Origin of the sequence: Peterkaempfera podocarpi (assembly GCF_042466665.1) — a bacterium.
GTDB classification, from domain to species: domain Bacteria; phylum Actinomycetota; class Actinomycetes; order Streptomycetales; family Streptomycetaceae; genus Peterkaempfera; species Peterkaempfera podocarpi.
Genome location: NZ_CP162102.1, coordinates 4561556 through 4577464 on the forward strand (window position 1 = coordinate 4561556; position 15909 = coordinate 4577464).

General features: G+C 72.1%; 15 protein-coding genes. 11 read left to right on the forward strand and 4 right to left on the reverse strand.

The features are described from left to right. Positions 1-57: 57 nt before the first annotated feature. Together AB0761_RS20010 and pyrE are read left to right on the forward strand one after the other, a co-directional pair. Complete coding sequence (locus AB0761_RS20010) at positions 58-936, forward strand: aldose 1-epimerase (RefSeq protein WP_377270446.1); 879 nt, start codon at positions 58-60, stop codon at positions 934-936. A gap of 37 nt (positions 937-973) precedes the next feature. After that, a complete protein-coding gene (gene pyrE, locus AB0761_RS20015) occupies positions 974-1513 on the forward strand; it encodes an orotate phosphoribosyltransferase (RefSeq protein ID WP_377270448.1) in 540 nt (179 codons plus the stop codon). A 66-nt stretch (positions 1514-1579) separates the two neighbouring features. On the opposite strand, the gene AB0761_RS20020 is transcribed toward pyrE, so the two are convergent. Beyond that, complete coding sequence (locus AB0761_RS20020) at positions 1580-2317, reverse strand: DedA family protein (RefSeq protein WP_377270449.1); 738 nt, start codon at positions 2315-2317, stop codon at positions 1580-1582. Between the two features lie 146 nt (positions 2318-2463). Here AB0761_RS20020 and fbaA point away from each other — a divergent pair, with 146 nt between their 5' ends. Continuing rightward, positions 2464-3492, forward strand: a complete 1029-nt coding sequence (fbaA, locus tag AB0761_RS20025; protein ID WP_377274225.1) for a class II fructose-bisphosphate aldolase — start codon at positions 2464-2466, stop codon at positions 3490-3492. Between the two features lie 75 nt (positions 3493-3567). After that, complete coding sequence (locus tag AB0761_RS20030) at positions 3568-3981, forward strand: DUF3151 domain-containing protein (RefSeq protein WP_377270450.1); 414 nt, start codon at positions 3568-3570, stop codon at positions 3979-3981. 58 nt (positions 3982-4039) lie between these two features. Here AB0761_RS20030 and AB0761_RS20035 read toward each other — a convergent pair whose 3' ends face one another. The 3 genes from AB0761_RS20035 to AB0761_RS20045 all read right to left on the reverse strand — a co-directional run bounded on the left by AB0761_RS20035 (position 4040) and on the right by AB0761_RS20045 (position 7487). Continuing rightward, entirely contained in the window at positions 4040-6163 is a 2124-nt protein-coding gene (locus tag AB0761_RS20035; protein WP_377270451.1) for a hypothetical protein, read from the reverse strand. Between the two features lie 75 nt (positions 6164-6238). Then, positions 6239-7024, reverse strand: coding sequence for a nucleic acid/nucleotide deaminase domain-containing protein (locus AB0761_RS20040; RefSeq protein ID WP_377270452.1), 786 nt, complete (start codon positions 7022-7024; stop codon positions 6239-6241). A gap of 145 nt (positions 7025-7169) precedes the next feature. Then, positions 7170-7487 (reverse strand): hypothetical protein, encoded by a 318-nt coding sequence (locus tag AB0761_RS20045; RefSeq protein ID WP_377270453.1) that lies wholly within the window; start codon positions 7485-7487, stop codon positions 7170-7172. 684 nt (positions 7488-8171) lie between these two features. Between AB0761_RS20045 and AB0761_RS20050 the strand changes: the two genes are divergently transcribed. The 7 genes from AB0761_RS20050 (at position 8172) to AB0761_RS20080 (ending at position 15830) form a co-directional block, all read left to right on the forward strand. Then, complete coding sequence (locus tag AB0761_RS20050; RefSeq protein WP_377270454.1) at positions 8172-9017, forward strand: tryptophan 2,3-dioxygenase; 846 nt, start codon at positions 8172-8174, stop codon at positions 9015-9017. After that, positions 9010-10254, forward strand: coding sequence for a cytochrome P450 (locus tag AB0761_RS20055; protein ID WP_377270455.1), 1245 nt, complete (start codon positions 9010-9012; stop codon positions 10252-10254). The genes AB0761_RS20050 and AB0761_RS20055 overlap by 8 nt, the downstream gene beginning before the upstream one ends. Before the next feature lie 220 nt (positions 10255-10474). Continuing rightward, complete coding sequence (locus AB0761_RS20060) at positions 10475-10777, forward strand: hypothetical protein (RefSeq protein WP_377270456.1); 303 nt, start codon at positions 10475-10477, stop codon at positions 10775-10777. A gap of 785 nt (positions 10778-11562) precedes the next feature. After that, positions 11563-12846: an adenylosuccinate synthase gene (locus AB0761_RS20065; RefSeq protein ID WP_377270457.1), complete on the forward strand. Its 1284-nt coding sequence runs from the start codon at positions 11563-11565 to the stop codon at positions 12844-12846. A 95-nt stretch (positions 12847-12941) separates the two neighbouring features. Continuing rightward, the gene (locus AB0761_RS20070; RefSeq protein ID WP_377270458.1) at positions 12942-13535 is read left to right on the forward strand and encodes a GNAT family N-acetyltransferase; all 594 of its coding nucleotides are present in this window, start codon (positions 12942-12944) and stop codon (positions 13533-13535) included. 82 nt (positions 13536-13617) lie between these two features. Then, the gene (locus tag AB0761_RS20075; protein WP_377270459.1) at positions 13618-14973 is read left to right on the forward strand and encodes an aspartate aminotransferase family protein; all 1356 of its coding nucleotides are present in this window, start codon (positions 13618-13620) and stop codon (positions 14971-14973) included. A gap of 89 nt (positions 14974-15062) precedes the next feature. Continuing rightward, complete coding sequence (locus tag AB0761_RS20080; protein WP_377270460.1) at positions 15063-15830, forward strand: GntR family transcriptional regulator; 768 nt, start codon at positions 15063-15065, stop codon at positions 15828-15830. Positions 15831-15909 lie beyond the last annotated feature (79 nt).

Genomic DNA, 15909 nt, shown 5'->3' on the forward strand with positions numbered 1-15909 from the left:
CGCCCGGTGCGACGGCGGTCGCGCAACCCCCGCAGTGACGACGCGTACGGAGGCCTCTTGAGCAGCACTGGCACCGACCGGGTGGAGGGGCCGTCCTCCGCCGTCCGACTCACCGCCGGGGACGCCGAGGCGACCGTGCTGCCCGCGGCGGGCTGCCGACTGGGAAGTCTGCGCGTCGGCGACCTGGAGCTGCTCCGCCAGCAGCCTTTGGAGCCGGTGGAGGTGCCTTCGGACCAGGTCTTCGGCTGGGGCAGCTTCCCCATGGTGCCCTGGGCCGGACGGGTGGACCGGGGGGTCTTCAACAACGGCCCGGTACGCCACCGGCTGCCCACGGATGTGCTGCCCCCGCATGCCGTGCACGGCACCGCTGCCACCGCCGTCTGGCGGCCGGCGGCACCGCATACCGACCGTGAGGCCTCCTTCGTCCTGGACCTGGGCGACCCCTGGCCGTACCCGGGCCGGGTCACCCAGCGTTTCCAGCTGGATCCCGAGCAGCTGAGCCTGACCCTGGAGGTGGAGACCCGCGGTGACTCCTTCCCCGCGCAGGTCGGCTGGCATCCCTGGTTTCTGCGTCACCCCGTGGGTGCGCCCGCGGGCAGCCCGCCGGTCGAGCTGGACTTCGCCCCGGCGTGGCAGGAGGAGCGCGGTCCGGACCAGCTGCCCACCGGTCGGCGGATCGACCCGCTGCCCGGCCCCTGGGACGACTGCTTCGGGATGCCCGACGGCGTACGGGCCGTTCTGGAGTGGCCCGGTCTGCTGCGGCTGACCCTCACCAGCGACTGCCGCTGGGCGGTGGTGTTCGACGTCCTCGGCGACGCTCTCTGTGTGGAACCGCAGAGTGGGCCGCCCAATGGACTCAACACCGAGCCGCGGATGGTCACCCCGATCGACCCGCTGGAAGCGGTGACCGTCTGGCGCTGGGAGCGCCCCGCGTGACGAGCGCAGCCCGCAGGACTGACTAGGCTGGTGGTCCATGAGCACCGACCGCGACGCCCTGCTGGCGCAGATCAAGGACAAGGCCGTCGTGCACGGCAAGGTCACCCTCTCCTCCGGCCGGGAGGCCGACTACTACGTGGACCTGCGCCGCATCACCCTGGACGGCGAGGCCGCCCCGCTGGTGGGCCGGGTCATGCTGGACCTCACCGCCGATCTTGCGTATGACGCCGTCGGCGGCCTCACCCTGGGAGCCGACCCGGTCGCCGCCGCGATGCTGCACGCCGCCGCGGCCCGGGGCCGCAGCCTGGACGCGTTCGTGGTCCGCAAGGCGGGCAAGGCGCACGGACTGCAGCGCCGCATCGAGGGCCCGGACGTCAAGGGCCGCCGGGTGCTGGCCGTGGAGGACACCTCCACCACCGGTGGCTCGGTGCTGACCGCGGTGGAGGCGCTGCGTGAGGCGGGCGCCGAGGTGGTCGGTGTGGCGGTGATCGTGGAGCGGGGTGCCGCTCCCGCGGTCCAGGAGGCCGGCCTGCCGTACTACACCGCCTTCACCCTGGGCGATCTCGACCTGGACTGACACAGACCAGAACGACGGCGGGCGGATGTTTCACGTGAAACATCCGCCCGCCGTCGTCCGTGCAGGTCAGCGGCGGCGGTGCCGCCCGCCGGCGGGGGAGGCCGCCTCCCGCTCCTGCAGGTGTCCGGCCGTCTCCGCGGCGTCGCCGCCGGCCTTCTTCTTGCGGCGCTCCCGCCACACCTCGACCAGTACCGGCGAGATCGAGAGCAGCACGATCAGTGCCATCGCCGGGATCAGGTACTTGTCGATCACACCGGCCAGCTGGTCGCCGGTGAAGTAGCCGATCAGCAGCATGGACTCGGTCCAGAGCACCCCGCCGACGGCGTTCCAGACCAGGAAGGTGCGGGCCGGCATCTCCAGGGTGCCCGCCACCGGGTTGAGGAAGGTGCGTACGACCGGGATGAAGCGGGCCATGACCACGGCCTTGGCCGGGCCGAACTTGTCGAAGTAGTACTCGGCCTTCTCCACGTACTCCCGGCGGAAGATCTTCGACTCGGGTTTGTGGAAGAGCCGCGGGCCGACCTTGGCCCCGATGAGGTGCCCGAGCTGGGCGCCCGCGATGGCGCAGAGCGGTGCACCCACCAGCAGCACCGCGATGGGCATCTGGACGCCCTCGCCGAAGGCCTTGGCGGCTGCGCTGGAGGCCGCCACTCCGGCCAGGATCAGCAGGGAGTCGCCGGGGAAGAAGAAGCCGATCAGCAGACCCGTCTCGGCAAAGATGATGGCAAGGAGCCCGACTGTGCCGAGAGAGGAGATCAGCGACTTGGCGTCGAGGATGTTGAGCGCGAGCGTCGTCGTGTCCACCGGTGCAGAGTAGCCTGCGAACCTTTCGTCACCGTGAGTCGTGTCCCCGTCCCGACTGACGGGCAGGAAGATGAAGCGGCGCGCCTCTTCTGGGAAGATGGCACAGGCGTTCACCGTACGTACACACCGCACACCGACAGGAGCGGATTCGCATGCCCATCGCAACTCCCGAGGTCTACTCCGAGATGCTCGACCGGGCCAAGGCGGGCAAGTTCGCCTACCCGGCCATCAATGTCACCTCGACGCAGACCCTGCACGCCGCGCTGCGCGGGTTCGCCGAGGCGGAGAGCGACGGCATCATCCAGATCTCCACCGGCGGTGCCGAGTTCCTGGGCGGCCAGTACAGCAAGGACATGGTGTCCGGCGCTGTGGCGCTGGCCGAGTTCGCCCACATCGTCGCCGAGAAGTACCCGGTGACCGTGGCGCTGCACACCGACCACTGCCCCAAGGACAAGCTGGACGGCTATGTCCGCCCGCTGATCAAGGTCTCCCAGGACCGGGTGGCCCAGGGCCGCAACCCGCTCTTCCAGTCGCACATGTGGGACGGCTCCGCCGAGACCCTCGCCGACAACCTGGCGATCGCCCAGGAGCTGCTCGCCGAGGCCGCCAAGGCCAAGATCGTCCTCGAGGTCGAGATCACCCCGACCGGCGGCGAGGAGGACGGCGTCACCCACGAGATCAACGACAAGCTCTACACCTCGGTCTCCGACGCCATCCGCACCGCCGAGGCCCTGGGCCTGGGCGAGAAGGGCCGCTACCTGCTGGCCGCCTCCTTCGGCAATGTCCACGGCGTCTACAAGCCGGGCAATGTGGTGCTCAAGCCCGAGCTGCTGCGCGAGCTCCAGGACGGCGTCAGCGCCAAGTTCGGCAAGCAGGACCCGTTCTACTTCGTCTTCCACGGCGGTTCCGGCTCCACCGCGGAGGAGATCTCCACCGCCCTGGAGCACGGCGTCGTCAAGATGAACATCGACACCGACACCCAGTACGCCTTCACCCGCCCCATCGTGGACCACATCTTCCGCAACTACGACGGTGTGCTGAAGGTGGACGGCGAGGTCGGCAAGAAGTCCACCTACGACCCGCGCACCTGGGGCAAGCTCGCCGAGGCCGGCATGGCCACCCGGGTCACCGAGGCCGCCCAGAGCCTGCGCTCCGCCGGGACGCGCCTCAAGTAGTCACTCCCCGGAAGTGCCCCGGCGCGGTACCCCGCGCCGGGGCACCGCTCTGTGCGCACCGTGCAGACTGGTGCCATGAGCATCCATGAGAACCTGCTCGGGGGCCCGCCCCCGACGCATCTGCCCGCCGAACCCGAGCCGCTGGAGCTGCTGGCCGGCGGAACCTCCCCGACCGAGGTGGCCGCCGCCCACCCCGCCTCCTCGCTGGCCTGGGCGCAGCTCGCCGACGACGCCTTCGCAGCCGGCCGGGTCGTGGAGTCGTACGCCTATGCGCGCACCGGCTACCACCGCGGCCTGGACGCTCTTCGCCGCAACGGCTGGAAGGGACACGGACCCGTGCCCTGGGAGCACGAGCCCAACCGCGGCTTCCTGCGCGCCCTGCACGCCCTGGCCCGTGCCGCCGACGCGATCGGTGAGAAGCCGGAGGCCGAGCGCTGCTCCCAGTTCCTCAAGGACAGCTCGCCCACCGCTGCCGAGACCCTGGGCTGACCCTCCGTACCCCGCCGGCCGGCCGCCGTCACGCGGCCGGCCCGGTGCGGAGCTGCGGTCAGCCGCCGATCCGCAGGGTCACGGCGCCGTCCGGCCCGCCGACCAGCAGCAGTCCCGCACCGGTCAGGGCCAGCGCCCAGACCGCCGAGCCCAGCCGCAGGTCCACCACCGCGTCGGCCTCACCCAGCAGCCGCACCCGCACCAGTCCGTCCTCCCAGCCGGCCGCCACCAGCAGCCCCCGCCCGGAGTGCGCCGCCGCGACCGCGGTCACCGGGCACTCCCGGGCGTCCGACGGCTCGGGCATCGGCTCGGCACCGGGACCCCACAGCCGTACGGTGCCGTCCAGACCACCGCTGACCAGCAGCGGCACATCCGGCTGCGCCGGGCTGCCGGACGGCAGCCCGGTGGCGGCCAGTGCGGTGACCGGCCCGCGGTGCAGCTGCTGGACCTCGTCCTGCCACTGCACCCGGCCACTGGCGTCACCCACGGCAGGCGGGGCCTGCGGCAGGCCCGGGAAGCAGGCCAGGGTGCTCAGCTCGGCGGTGGAGCGCTGCCGCAGCAGATCCAGGGCGGCCGTGAGGTGGTGGGGCTCCAGCCCGGCCGCCACGGCTCCGGGACCGCCGTCGAAGGCTGCCGGGATCCCCGCCGCCCCGTGACCGGCCGGGGCCAGCACCTCGGGGGCGCCCCAGGAGTCCAGCAGCAGCACACTGCCGCCCGGGGAGCAGGCCAGTGCGCGCAGCGGCTTGGGGCCGGGTAGGGCAATCCTCGCGGCCGGTCGGCCGTCGGCCGCCGCCACGACGCGGACCGCTCCCGACGGGTCGGCCAGCAGCAGCTGCCCGGCGTGCGGCCCGCCGCCCGCTGTCGCGGCGACCACCGGGCCGGACCAGCCACCGGACGGCTCCGCGGCCGAGCCCGCAGCCGGACGCCACCCGGCCCCCACCGCCTCCCAGCCGACCCCGGCCGCGATCTGGCCGAGCTGCTCCGCCGCCCGGTCGTCACGGCCCAGCAGCCGAGCCCTCAGCACCGCGGCCCGGACGGCCGGGTCACGCTCGTCGACCAGCGCCGGACCGGCTGCGGCCCAGGCCTCGGCCAGTGCGCCGCCGGTTGCGGCGGCCTCCAGGGCCGCGGTCACCGCGACGGGGTGGGCATGGACCAGGAAGAGCGGGTCGGTCAGCAGCCGGCCTCCGATGCCCGCCGACACGGCCTGCTCCAGCAGCAGCGCCAGCCGGTCCGGGCCCGCGGCGGCGAGGTCGGTCTCGCCCTGTGAGGTGCGGGGCACCGCCTGGGCCAGTGTCCGCACCATGGCGGTGCGGTCGGGTTGCGGGGCCGCCACCAGGGCGGGCAGCGGCAGCGGGCGGAGCCCCCAGCTGTTCCCGGCGGGGTCGGCGGCGGGCAGCAGCCGGGCGGCCTCGCGCACCGCCTGGGCGTCGCCGTGCACCTGCGCCCAGGCCTCCCGGGGTACCGGACGGTCAAAGGCGGCCAGGGTCCTGAGCGCCGCCCGGGCGGGCTCCGGGACCGTTGCCCACCAGGCGGCGCAGACCGCCTCGGGGGTGGCCACGGCGGGCCCGGCAGGGCCCCCTGCTGCGGCCGCCGTCCGGGCGGCCAGCTGGGCCAGGCCCGGATTGGACGGCAGCTGGTCGGCGGTGAACGCCGAACGGCCCTGCGACAGCTTGGCGTACCAGGCGGCGAACCGCTGCCGGTCGGTCCACTGCGGCTGGTCCAGCTCCAGCACGGCGGGCTCGCCGACCGCGGTGAACGCCGCCGCCGCGGGGGAGCCGGTGGCGGCGTCGGCGACGATGCGCACCTGGGGCAGCGACAGCAGCGGGTCCAGCAGCTCCGCGACGATCCGCCGCGGCTCGTCCGGGAGCCCGGGCCCGCCCGCCCGGTCCAGGTCGCCGACGCAGACCACGGTGGGCCGGGGGTCCCGCTCCAGCGAGGCGAGCAGTTCCTCGGGGGTCCGGGCGGCGGTGTGCAACTGTCCGGCCATCAGCCAGGTGGCGCTTCGCACCGTCAGCCCGGCGGCGGGCAGCAGGGAGTGGATGCGCTGCTCCGGGGGCGCCGCCGGGGAGATGCAGGCCGCGGCCAGCCAGGCCAGCAGATGTGTGCTGCCGGTGCCGGACGGGCCGGAGACCCGGCACAGCCGGGGTGCCCGTTCGTCCGCCAGCCAGCCCAGAAGTGCCATTCCGGCGGGTCGGCGCCCCGCGCGGAGCGGAGGTATCCAGCGCTCGTCCACGGTGCTCCCCCTCGGGTGTGTCGGCTACTGCTGCTCGGCCACGTGGATCATCAGCTCCCGGATGCCCTGCTCACGGGAGTCGGCGGTCTCCCCGTAGTCGAAGCTGTGGGTGAACTCCGCGTCGGGGAAGGTCCGCGCCATCCACACGGCGCAGTAGTGACCGGGCATCAGGCAGGGCTCCAGCTCGCAGTAGACCCGGGTCACGTCCTCCGGCTGCACCCCGGCGGCGGACAGCCGGTGCCACAGGATCTCCTCGGGGTGCGGCAGGCCGGGTGCGGTGGCCTCGGTGATGATCTGCTTCTCGCCGCGGCCGTCGACGTACTCCAGGGCGGCGGAGAAGCGGATGTTCAGCGGGTGGCGGATGTCGTCCAGCACCCGGGGCCACCAGCCCTCGCGCTCCGCGAAGGCAGCCTCGTCGATGGTGAGCAGTGCCTGCCGCAGCTCCCGGTAGGTGTCCAGCGCCTGCTGGGCGTCCGCCGCGCCGCCGACACCCGGCAGCAGCCGGTCCAGCGTCAGCAGCGAGGCGGCGAAGGCGTCGGCGGTGCTGTTGACGGGCATCTCCTCATCGAAGAGCAGGGCCCGGACGGCGCCGTCGTCCGCCACATACAGCTCGGCACCGCGGTCGTCCCCCAACCGCAGCCCGTGCCCCTCCACCAGCGGGTCCTGGTGCGCCTCGGCGGCCGTGAAGTACGGCCCCACCTGCACCGGCAGGCCCACCGAGCCCGGCAGCCCGGGGGTGCCGGCGTAGCGGCGCAGGCCGCCGGGGCCGAAGTGGGCGGTGAGGGCGGTCTCCAGGTCGGTGCTGCTCATGTCGTGAGCCCTTCACTGTCGTCGATGGCACCCGTGACCCTACCGGTGGCGGGGACGTCTCCGGCCGCCGGTCGGGGATCCCGTCGGAGAAGGATTTATGCGCATTCCTTCGGCCGCCGGACAGCCGGCCCGGCAGAGAAATGCGTCAGAGTACTTGTTCCACGTCCGGTAGTGCCAAGGCGCGCGAATCCCTCCCGCCGACCTCGTTCACAACCGCGCTCCGGGTCCTTGGGAAACCCTCCTGGCCGCTGTTCTCGTGGGGAATATCGCAGCTGGTCGCAGGTAGGTTCCCGGCAAATTCCGGGATGTCCTCGTCCGCCTGCTCGTAGCATTTCTCGGCGCCCGGCGAGGCGGAGAAAGCGCCGGACTTCCGGTTGATGTACACCGCGGCGTCGTGCAGGAACCGCACCGCCGCCGCGTGGCCGACCAGGCCGGCGATCTTGGATTCGTCGGCCTGGACCATGACGTCGGAGCCCGGCGGCTCGTCGAACCGGGGGAGCGCGGGGCTCCGGTCGGCCGGCCGAGCTCGGTGATTCCCGGGGTGCCGCCGAGATTCCCGGCCGCGTGATCGGAGACCAGTCGTCCGTATATCTTGGGAACGGCGCGCAGCGGAGACTGTTCTCGCCGATCGAACTGTCGCGCTCTGCCCACACGGGTGGTGCCCGGGCCCAAAACGCGGTCCGGATAACGCATATACAGATTCAGCGGGCGGTCGCAGGAAGAACCGCTCCGGTGCGGTCGCGCGTCCGGTGCGCAATTCGATGGCACGGTGTTCTTGGCCGTTCTTCACCAGTGGATATCCGATGGAGCGCAGTGGTCCCGCTTGGCGCAGCGCCGCGCAGCCGCTCCCATGCCGTGGTGCTGGTGGCTGGAGGCCCGGCGGACGTCCTCCACCGCCCCGACGTCCATGCCCGCCACTCGATGCCGACCGATCGGATCAAGCAGCCGTACCGGCTGGCTCGACAGCGTCCCGGGCGTCTGCTTACCCCGGTCCGGGCATCCGACGCTTCGTCAAACCGCCGGTCGATCCCCGGCAAGCAGGCCTGTACGAGCGCATCGGTTCCCGGGGCCCTCCGGCGGCGCCTCCCCGGCGCGGCGGCGCATGATAGGGAGCGCAGCGGTTTTCGGAGCCGATGAGGAGACCCCGATGAACGACCCCGGATCCGTCACCGCCGACTCGCCGCAGGGCACTCCCACCCTGGAGTTCGACGGGACGACCCCGTACGAGGACTATGTGCACGCCGATGTCCTCACCCACCTCCAGCAGCCGCTCTCGGACGACCCGGGGGAGATGGCGTTCCTGGTCACCACCCAGGTGATGGAGCTGTGGTTCGCCCTTCTCGTCCACGAGTGGCGTACCGCCCGCGACGCCCTGCGCACGGACGACGTCGACCACGCCATGGACGCCCTGCACCGCAGCATCGCCGTGCACCAGGCGCTCAACGAGTCCTGGCGGCCGATCGCCGCCCTCACCCCGGTGCAGTTCAACGCCTATCGAGGGGCGCTCGGTGAGGCCTCGGGCTTCCAGTCCGCGGTCTACCGGCAGATGGAGTTCCTGCTCGGCGACAAGTCGTCGTCGCTGCTGCAGCCGCACCGGGGCCACCCCAGGGTGCACGCCGAGCTGGAGACGGCGCTGGCGGAGCCTTGCCTCTACGACGCGGTGCTGGGGTATCTGCACCGCCAGGGCCTGCCCGTGCCGCGGGAGGTGCTGCACCGCGACGTCAGCGGGCCCTACACGGCCGACGCGGGGGTGGAGGAGGTCTGGCGGCAGATCTACGCGGGACCGCAGCACAGCCCGCTGGTGGCGCTCGGCGAGGCGCTCACCGACATCGGCGAACTGGTGTGGCGCTGGCGGAGCGACCATCTGCTGGCCACCCGCCGGGCCATGGGGGCCAGGGCCGGTACTGGAGGTTCACCGGGGGTGGCCTGGCTGGAGAAGCGCGCGGCACGGCCGGTCTTCCCCGAACTGTGGACGGCGCGCAGCCATGTCTGAGCTGGCGCGACAGGACCGCCGCACCCCGGCCGAACTCGGCTTCGACCCCTGGTCGCCCGCGTTTGTGGCACATCCCTACGACGTCTACGCCCGGCTGCGCGACCAGGCGCCGGTGGCCTGGTACGAACCCAGCAACCAGTGGCTGGTCTCCCGGCACGCGGACGTCGGCGCGCTGCTGCGCGACCGCCGGCTGGGCCGCAGCTATCTGCACCGCTTCAGCCACGAGGAGTTCGGCCGCACCCCGCCGCCACCGGAGCACGAGCCCTTCCACACCCTCAACGGCCATGGGCTGCTCGATCTGGAGGCCCCCGACCACACCCGGATCCGCAGGCTGGTGTCCAAGGCCTTCACTCCGCGGATGGTGGAGTCGCTGCGCCCGGCGGTACGCAGGATCGCCACCGGGCTGGTCGGCGAACTGGTGGCGGACGGCGGCGGGGACCTGGTGGCGGGGGTCGCCGAGCCGCTGCCGGTGGCCGTGATCGCGGAGATGCTGGGCATCCCCGAGGGCGACCGGCAGCTGCTGAGGCCCTGGTCGGCCGCGATCGTGGGGATGTTCGAGCTCAGTCCGACGCCGGAGACGGCCGACCGGGCGGTCCGCGCCAGCATCGAGTTCTCCGACTACCTGCGTGCACTGATCGCCGAGCGCCGCCGTGCACCGGGCGACGACCTGGTCTCGGCGTTGATCGCCGCGCATGACGAGGGCGACCGGCTCAGCGAGCAGGAGATGGTCTCCACCTGTGTGCTGCTGCTCAACGCCGGCCATGAGGCCACGGTGAACACCACGGCCAACGGCTGGTGGGCACTGCTGCGCAATCCGGACCAGCTGGCTGCGCTGCGGGCCGATCCCGAGGGGCTGCTGCCCACGGCGGTCGAGGAACTGCTGCGCTACGACACCCCGTTGCAGATGTTCGAGCGCTGGGTGCTGGACGACATCGAGGTCGCCGGGGTGTCCATCCCGCGCGGCGCGGAGGTGGCCCTACTGTTCGGCTCCGCCAACCGGGACCCGGCCCGCTTCGCCGAGCCCGACCGGCTGGACCTGGCCCGCACCGACAATCCGCACATCACCTTCGGCGCGGGGATCCACTTCTGCCTGGGCGCGCCGTTGGCGCGGCTGGAGCTGGCGGAGTCGTTCGGCGCGGTGCTGCGGGCCGCGCCGGGGCTGCGGTTGGCGGCGGAGCCCGGGTGGCTGCCGGGGTATGTGATCCGGGGCCTGTCGGAGCTGCTGGTCGAGGTGTGACCCGGGCGGGGCCGCGACGGTGGACCGCCCGGCGCGGCCCGGGGGCTGACCAGGCGGTGTGGCTGACCAGGCGGTGTGGTTGACCAGGCGGTGTGTCAGGGCTGTCCTGGGACGGTGAGGCGCCAGGCGGCGGGCCGGACGGTCCAGGTGCGTGTACGGACCGGGCCGGCCAGTTCGCTGTCGGCCTCGTAGCTGAAGCCGCGCCCGGCCACGTGAGGGTGTGCGCCCTCACCCGCAGGGTGTCCCCGTCCGCCGACGGGGGGCGGACCAGGACCTCGACGGCGCCGTCGGCAGCGTCCTCGGCCGGGTCGTGGCCGTTGCTGCCGAGGGTGGTGAGCCTGGCCGCCACCAGCCATACGGGGTGGTCGATGTCGGCCAGGAGGGTGCCGTCGACCTCCACTCTGAGCCGCTGGCCGGAGGCGTCGGCCAGGCCGAACCCACCGGGCCGGACGGCCCGGGCGATGCCGCGGGCAGTCCGGCCGAGACCGGTGGGGGTGAGCAGGGACCACCATGGGCCGGATGAGGTCCCCTGGCCGAGGAGGTTCCCCTGGCTGGATGCAGGGGATTTCGCTGAGGGCGAACATGGTGTCCGGTCGCTGCCGAGAGCGGGCTCGTACGGCGCACTGCCGACGGGTGCGCCCCCGTTCGGGCCGTGCGCTTCGCCGCGGGTGCCGGCGCCCGCGGCGGAGGTCTGTGCGGCGCCGTGGTGCGGGTGGGGGCGGGCCGGTGTGCGCCCCGGAATGCAGAGTCCGCCGAGCACCACTCCGCCGCTGTCGTCCACCAGAAGGTCCATGCTGCGCTCACAGCCGCCGAGGACCGCGCGGGCCGCCGCCACGGGCTCGGTGGGAATGCCCAAAGCCCTGGCCAGAGCCACTGTGGCGGCTTTGCCGACGGGTATCAGACCGACCGGGTCTGCGGCCAGTTCACGTTGCCGGTGCAGGGTCTGCACCACACGTTGCAGAGCTCGGTCATCACCGATCACCACCGGTCGTTTCCGGCCTCTGTGTGACAGCACCCGGTCGAGTTCTGCGGTGCTCTCCGGCACCGCGACCTTGACCGCGGCACCACCGCACAGCACGTCCTTGGCGATCCGTACGGACTCCCCGTCCACCCGTCGGGCCGTGGGGGCGATGACAACCAGCAGCGGCTGTCCCGCCGTGCGCTCGGACGACACCAGCGGTCCTTCCTCAGGTAATCTCTCGGTGCAAGAGCCCCTTGCGCTGTTGCGCCAGGGGCTTCGTCTATCTCGGGGCCGAATCCGGCGGCCTTCCGCCGCCAGGATGCCCCGCCCGGAAGGGGTGTACGCCTGTGCCCGCACTCGTGCTCGTCGGCGCTCAGTGGGGTGACGAGGGCAAGGGAAAGGCCACCGACCTCCTCGGCGGTTCGGTCGACTACGTGGTCCGCTACCAGGGTGGCAACAACGCCGGTCACACTGTGGTCGTCGGTGATCAGAAGTATGCGCTCCACCTCCTCCCTTCCGGCATCCTCAGCCCCAACTGCACCCCGGTCATCGGCAACGGTGTGGTCATCGACCCGGGAGTGCTGCTCTCCGAGCTGTCGGGCCTGCAGGAGCGGGGCATCGACACCTCCAAGCTGCTGATCTCGGGCAACGCCCATCTGATCACGCCGTACCACCGGACCCTCGACAAGGTCTCGGAGCGCTTCCTCGGCAAGCGCCGGATCGGCACCACCGGCCGCGGCATCGGTCCGGCCTACGCCGACAAGATCAACCGGGTGGGCATCCGGGTCCAGGACCTCTTCGACGAGTCCATCCTCCAGCAGAAGGTGGAGGCGGCCCTCGACGACAAGAACCAGATCCTGGTCAAGCTCTACAACCGCCGGGCCATGCCGGCCGAGCTGGTGGTCCAGGAGTACCTCGGTTACGCCGAGAAGATCCGGCCCTTCCTCGCCGACACCACCCTGGTCCTCAACCAGGCGCTGGACGCCGGCAAGGTGGTGCTCCTGGAGGGCGGCCAGGGGACCCTGCTGGACGTGGACCACGGCACGTACCCCTTCGTCACCTCGTCCAACCCGACCTCCGGCGGTGCCTGCACCGGCTCCGGCATCGGTCCCACCCGTATCGACCGGGTGATCGGCATCCTCAAGGCCTACACCACCCGGGTCGGCTCCGGCCCGTTCCCGACCGAGCTGTTCGACGCGGACGGGGCGGCGCTGCGCCGGATCGGCGGCGAGCGCGGTGTCACCACGGGCCGTGACCGCCGCTGCGGCTGGTTCGACGCGGTGATCGCGCGCTATGCGACCCGGGTCAACGGCCTCACCGACTTCTTCCTCACCAAGCTGGACGTGCTCACCGGCTGGGAGCAGATCCCGGTCTGCGTCGCCTATGAGATCGACGGGCAGCGGGTCGAGGAGCTCCCCTACAACCAGTCGGACTTCCACCACGCCAAGCCGGTCTACGAGATGCTGCCGGGCTGGTCGGAGGACATCACCAAGGCGAAGACCTTCGCGGACCTGCCGAAGAACGCGCAGGCCTATGTGAAGGCGCTGGAGGAGATGTCCGGGGCGCCGATCTCCGCCGTGGGTGTCGGCCCCGGCCGTACCGAGACGATCGAGATCAACTCCTTCATCTAGGCCCGCACCGCCTCGCATCCCGGGGACCCTGGCCTCTTTGAACTAGAGCAAAATTCTGTTGCAGCTAGTTCAAAGTGGGGCTAGGGTCCCTCGGTATGCCCGCCAAGACACCCGTGCCCACCGTTCTGCACGGCCGGCACGTCCGCCTCGAGCCGCTCACCCTGGACCATGTCCCCGACCTCTTCGCCGCCGGCGGCGGGGACGAGGAGCTGTGGCGCTGGATCTCCGTCGAGACCCCGAGGACCCAGTCCGACCTGCGGGATCTCGCCCGGTCGGTGCTCCAGGACGGCTCCCATGTCGCTTTCGCGGTGATCAGCCTCGCCGACGGCCGCGCAATCGGCTGGACCACCTATCTGGACATCAGCGAGCAGGACGAACGGCTGGAGATCGGCTGGACCTGGTACGGCCGCGCCCACTGGGGCACCGCCGTCAACGCCGAGTGCAAGCAGCTGCTGCTCACCCATGCCTTCGAGGTCCTCGGCTTCGGGCGGGTGCAGTGGAAGACCCACCACCGCAATGAGCGCTCCCAGCGGGCCATCGCCCGCCTGGGCGCCGTCCGCGAGGGCGTTCTGCGCCGGCACCGCCGCCACAACGACGGCAGCTGGCGGGACAGCGTCTACTACTCGATGCTCAGCGCCGAATGGCCGGCCGCCAAGGCCCGCCTCGGCGAGCGGCTGACCGCCGGCTGACTGACAGGGTGTCGTGCTCCGGGCCCAGCGGCAGACAGGCTGAAGCTGCCGCCGGGCCGCAGGGCTTCCTAGGGTGAGCGTCATGAGCATCGCTGCCGATCCCACCGCCGGACAGGCCGTCAAGGCCGCGGACCGCGCACACGTCTTCCACTCGTGGTCCGCGCAGGGCCTGATCGACCCCCTCGCCGTGGCCGGTGCGGAGGGTTCGTACTTCTGGGACTACGACGGCCGGAAGTACCTGGACTTCTCCTCCCAGCTGGTCAACACCAACATCGGCCACCAGCACCCCAAGGTGGTCGCCGCCATCCAGCAGCAGGCCGCGACGCTCTGCACGTTCGCGCCCGCCTTCGCCATCGACGTACGCAGTGAGGCCGCCCGGCTGGTCGCCGAGCTGACCCCCGGCGACCTGGACAAGATCTTCTTCACCAACGGCGGCGCCGAGGCCAACGAGAACGCCATCCGGATGGCCCGGCTGCACACCGGTCGGCAGAAGGTGCTCTCCACCTACCGCTCGTACCACGGCGCCACCGCCAACGCGATCGCCCTCACCGGCGACCCCCGCCGCTGGCCCAATGAGACCGGCACCTCCGGCGTGGTGCACTTCTGGGGGCCGTACGCCTACCGCTCCAACTTCCACGCGGACAGCGAGGCGCAGGAGTGCGAGCGGGCGCTGGCCCACCTGGAGCAGGTGATCGCCTTCGAGGGCCCGCAGACGGTGGCCGCGGTCATCCTGGAGACGGTGGTGGGCACCGCCGGGATCCTGGTCCCGCCGGCCGGGTACCTGGCCGGGGTGCGGGAGATCTGCGACCGCCACGGCATCGTCTTCATCCTGGACGAGGTGATGGCGGGGTTCGGCCGCACCGGCGAGTGGTTCGCGGCGGACCACTGGGACGTCACCCCCGACCTGCTCACCTTCGCCAAGGGCGTCAACTCCGGCTATGTGCCGCTGGGCGGCGTCGCCATCTCCGAGCGGATCGCCGCGACCTTCGCCGAGCGCCCCTACCCCGGCGGCCTCACCTACTCCGGCCACCCGCTGGCCTGCGCCTCCGCAGTCGCGACCATCAATGCGATGCGGGAGGAGCAGATCGTGGAGCACGCCCGCGAGATCGGCGAGCGGGTGCTCGGCCCCGGACTCCGGGAGCTCGCCGAGCGGCACCCCGTCATCGGCGAGGTGCGCGGCATGGGCGTCTTCTGGGCGCTGGAGCTGGTCCGCGACCGGGACACCAGGGAGCCGCTGGTCCCGTACAACGCGGCCGGTCCGGCCAACCAGCCGATGGCGGAACTCGCCGCCGCCTGCAAGCAGCGCGGTCTGTGGCCCTTCGTCAACATGAACCGGCTGCATGTGGTGCCGCCGTGCACCGTCTCCGAGGCGGAGGCCAAGGAAGGCCTCGCGATCCTGGACGAGGTCCTCACGATCGCCGACGCACACACCGGCTGACCGGCCCGCTCCCCCGTAACCCCACGGCGCCCTGTCCTCCCCGTCGCGTACGGTGTAGGGGAGGCAGGCCGTCGAGGAGGAGTGCCCACATGCCCGCACCAAGCGGACACACCGCAGTGCGGCGCAGCAGCCTCCGCGAGCAGGTCGCCAACGCCCTGCGCGAGGAGATGATGGCCGGCCGGCTGGAGGCCGGAGCGCACTTCACGGTCAAGGAGATCGCCGACCTCTACGGAGTCTCGGCGACCCCCGCGCGTGAGGCGCTGGTGGACCTCACCGCCCAGGGCCTGCTGCGGATGGAGCACCACCGGGGCTTTGCCGTACCCGTGCTGACCTGGCAGGACTTCATCGACATCGTCGAGGCCCGCACCCTGCTGATGGACAATGTCTTCCGGCACCTGGGCCGCCGGCCCAACAGCGTCGACTGGGGGAGGCTGCCGACGGTGCACCGCCGTGCCGAGGCGGCGAGCCGGGCGGCGCGGGCCGGGCAGCTGGACGTCCTGGTCGGCTGCGACCGCCGCTTCTGGCATGAGGCCTGCGGTCTGCTGGGCAATCCGCGGATCGCCGACTACCTGGACTGGCTGCGGGTGCAGGCCTGGATGTTCGCCGCCCCCTATCTGCGGGGACGCTCCGACCTGGCCGGGCTGTGCTGGGACGGCCACCTCGACCTGGTCGAGCGGATCGCACAGCGGGACCGCGCCGGGGCCCACCGCACGGTGCTGGACTACAACCGGTCCCTGGTGGCGATGATGGCCCGGGTGAGCGGCCACCGGCTCGACGAGGCGGCCCGGCTGCTGATGCTGCTCGGTGAGCCGATCGGTGAGCCGATGCCTGGCGACGAGGCCGCACCCGGCCGGTAGGGTGAGCGTTCCGTGCCGGGGCGCGCTACGCAGCGCCACCGGTATGCGACCGCGCCCACCCCCCGACCCCCGCGCCAGC

What these genes read in the sequence shown, in the direction of transcription:
- pyrE (WP_377270448.1), top strand. Translation starts at nt 974, where the DNA reads ATGAGCACCGACCGCGACGCCCTGCTGGCGCAGATCAAGGACAAGGCC.
- AB0761_RS20030 (WP_377270450.1), top strand. Translation starts at nt 3,568, where the DNA reads ATGAGCATCCATGAGAACCTGCTCGGGGGCCCGCCCCCGACGCATCTG.
- AB0761_RS20035 (WP_377270451.1), bottom strand. Translation starts at nt 6,163, where the DNA reads ATGGCACTTCTGGGCTGGCTGGCGGACGAACGGGCACCCCGGCTGTGC.
- AB0761_RS20040 (WP_377270452.1), bottom strand. Translation starts at nt 7,024, where the DNA reads ATGAGCAGCACCGACCTGGAGACCGCCCTCACCGCCCACTTCGGCCCC.
- AB0761_RS20045 (WP_377270453.1), bottom strand. Translation starts at nt 7,487, where the DNA reads ATGGTCCAGGCCGACGAATCCAAGATCGCCGGCCTGGTCGGCCACGCG.
- AB0761_RS20050 (WP_377270454.1), top strand. Translation starts at nt 8,172, where the DNA reads ATGAACGACCCCGGATCCGTCACCGCCGACTCGCCGCAGGGCACTCCC.
- AB0761_RS20055 (WP_377270455.1), top strand. Translation starts at nt 9,010, where the DNA reads ATGTCTGAGCTGGCGCGACAGGACCGCCGCACCCCGGCCGAACTCGGC.
- AB0761_RS20070 (WP_377270458.1), top strand. Translation starts at nt 12,942, where the DNA reads ATGCCCGCCAAGACACCCGTGCCCACCGTTCTGCACGGCCGGCACGTC.
- AB0761_RS20075 (WP_377270459.1), top strand. Translation starts at nt 13,618, where the DNA reads ATGAGCATCGCTGCCGATCCCACCGCCGGACAGGCCGTCAAGGCCGCG.
- AB0761_RS20080 (WP_377270460.1), top strand. Translation starts at nt 15,063, where the DNA reads ATGCCCGCACCAAGCGGACACACCGCAGTGCGGCGCAGCAGCCTCCGC.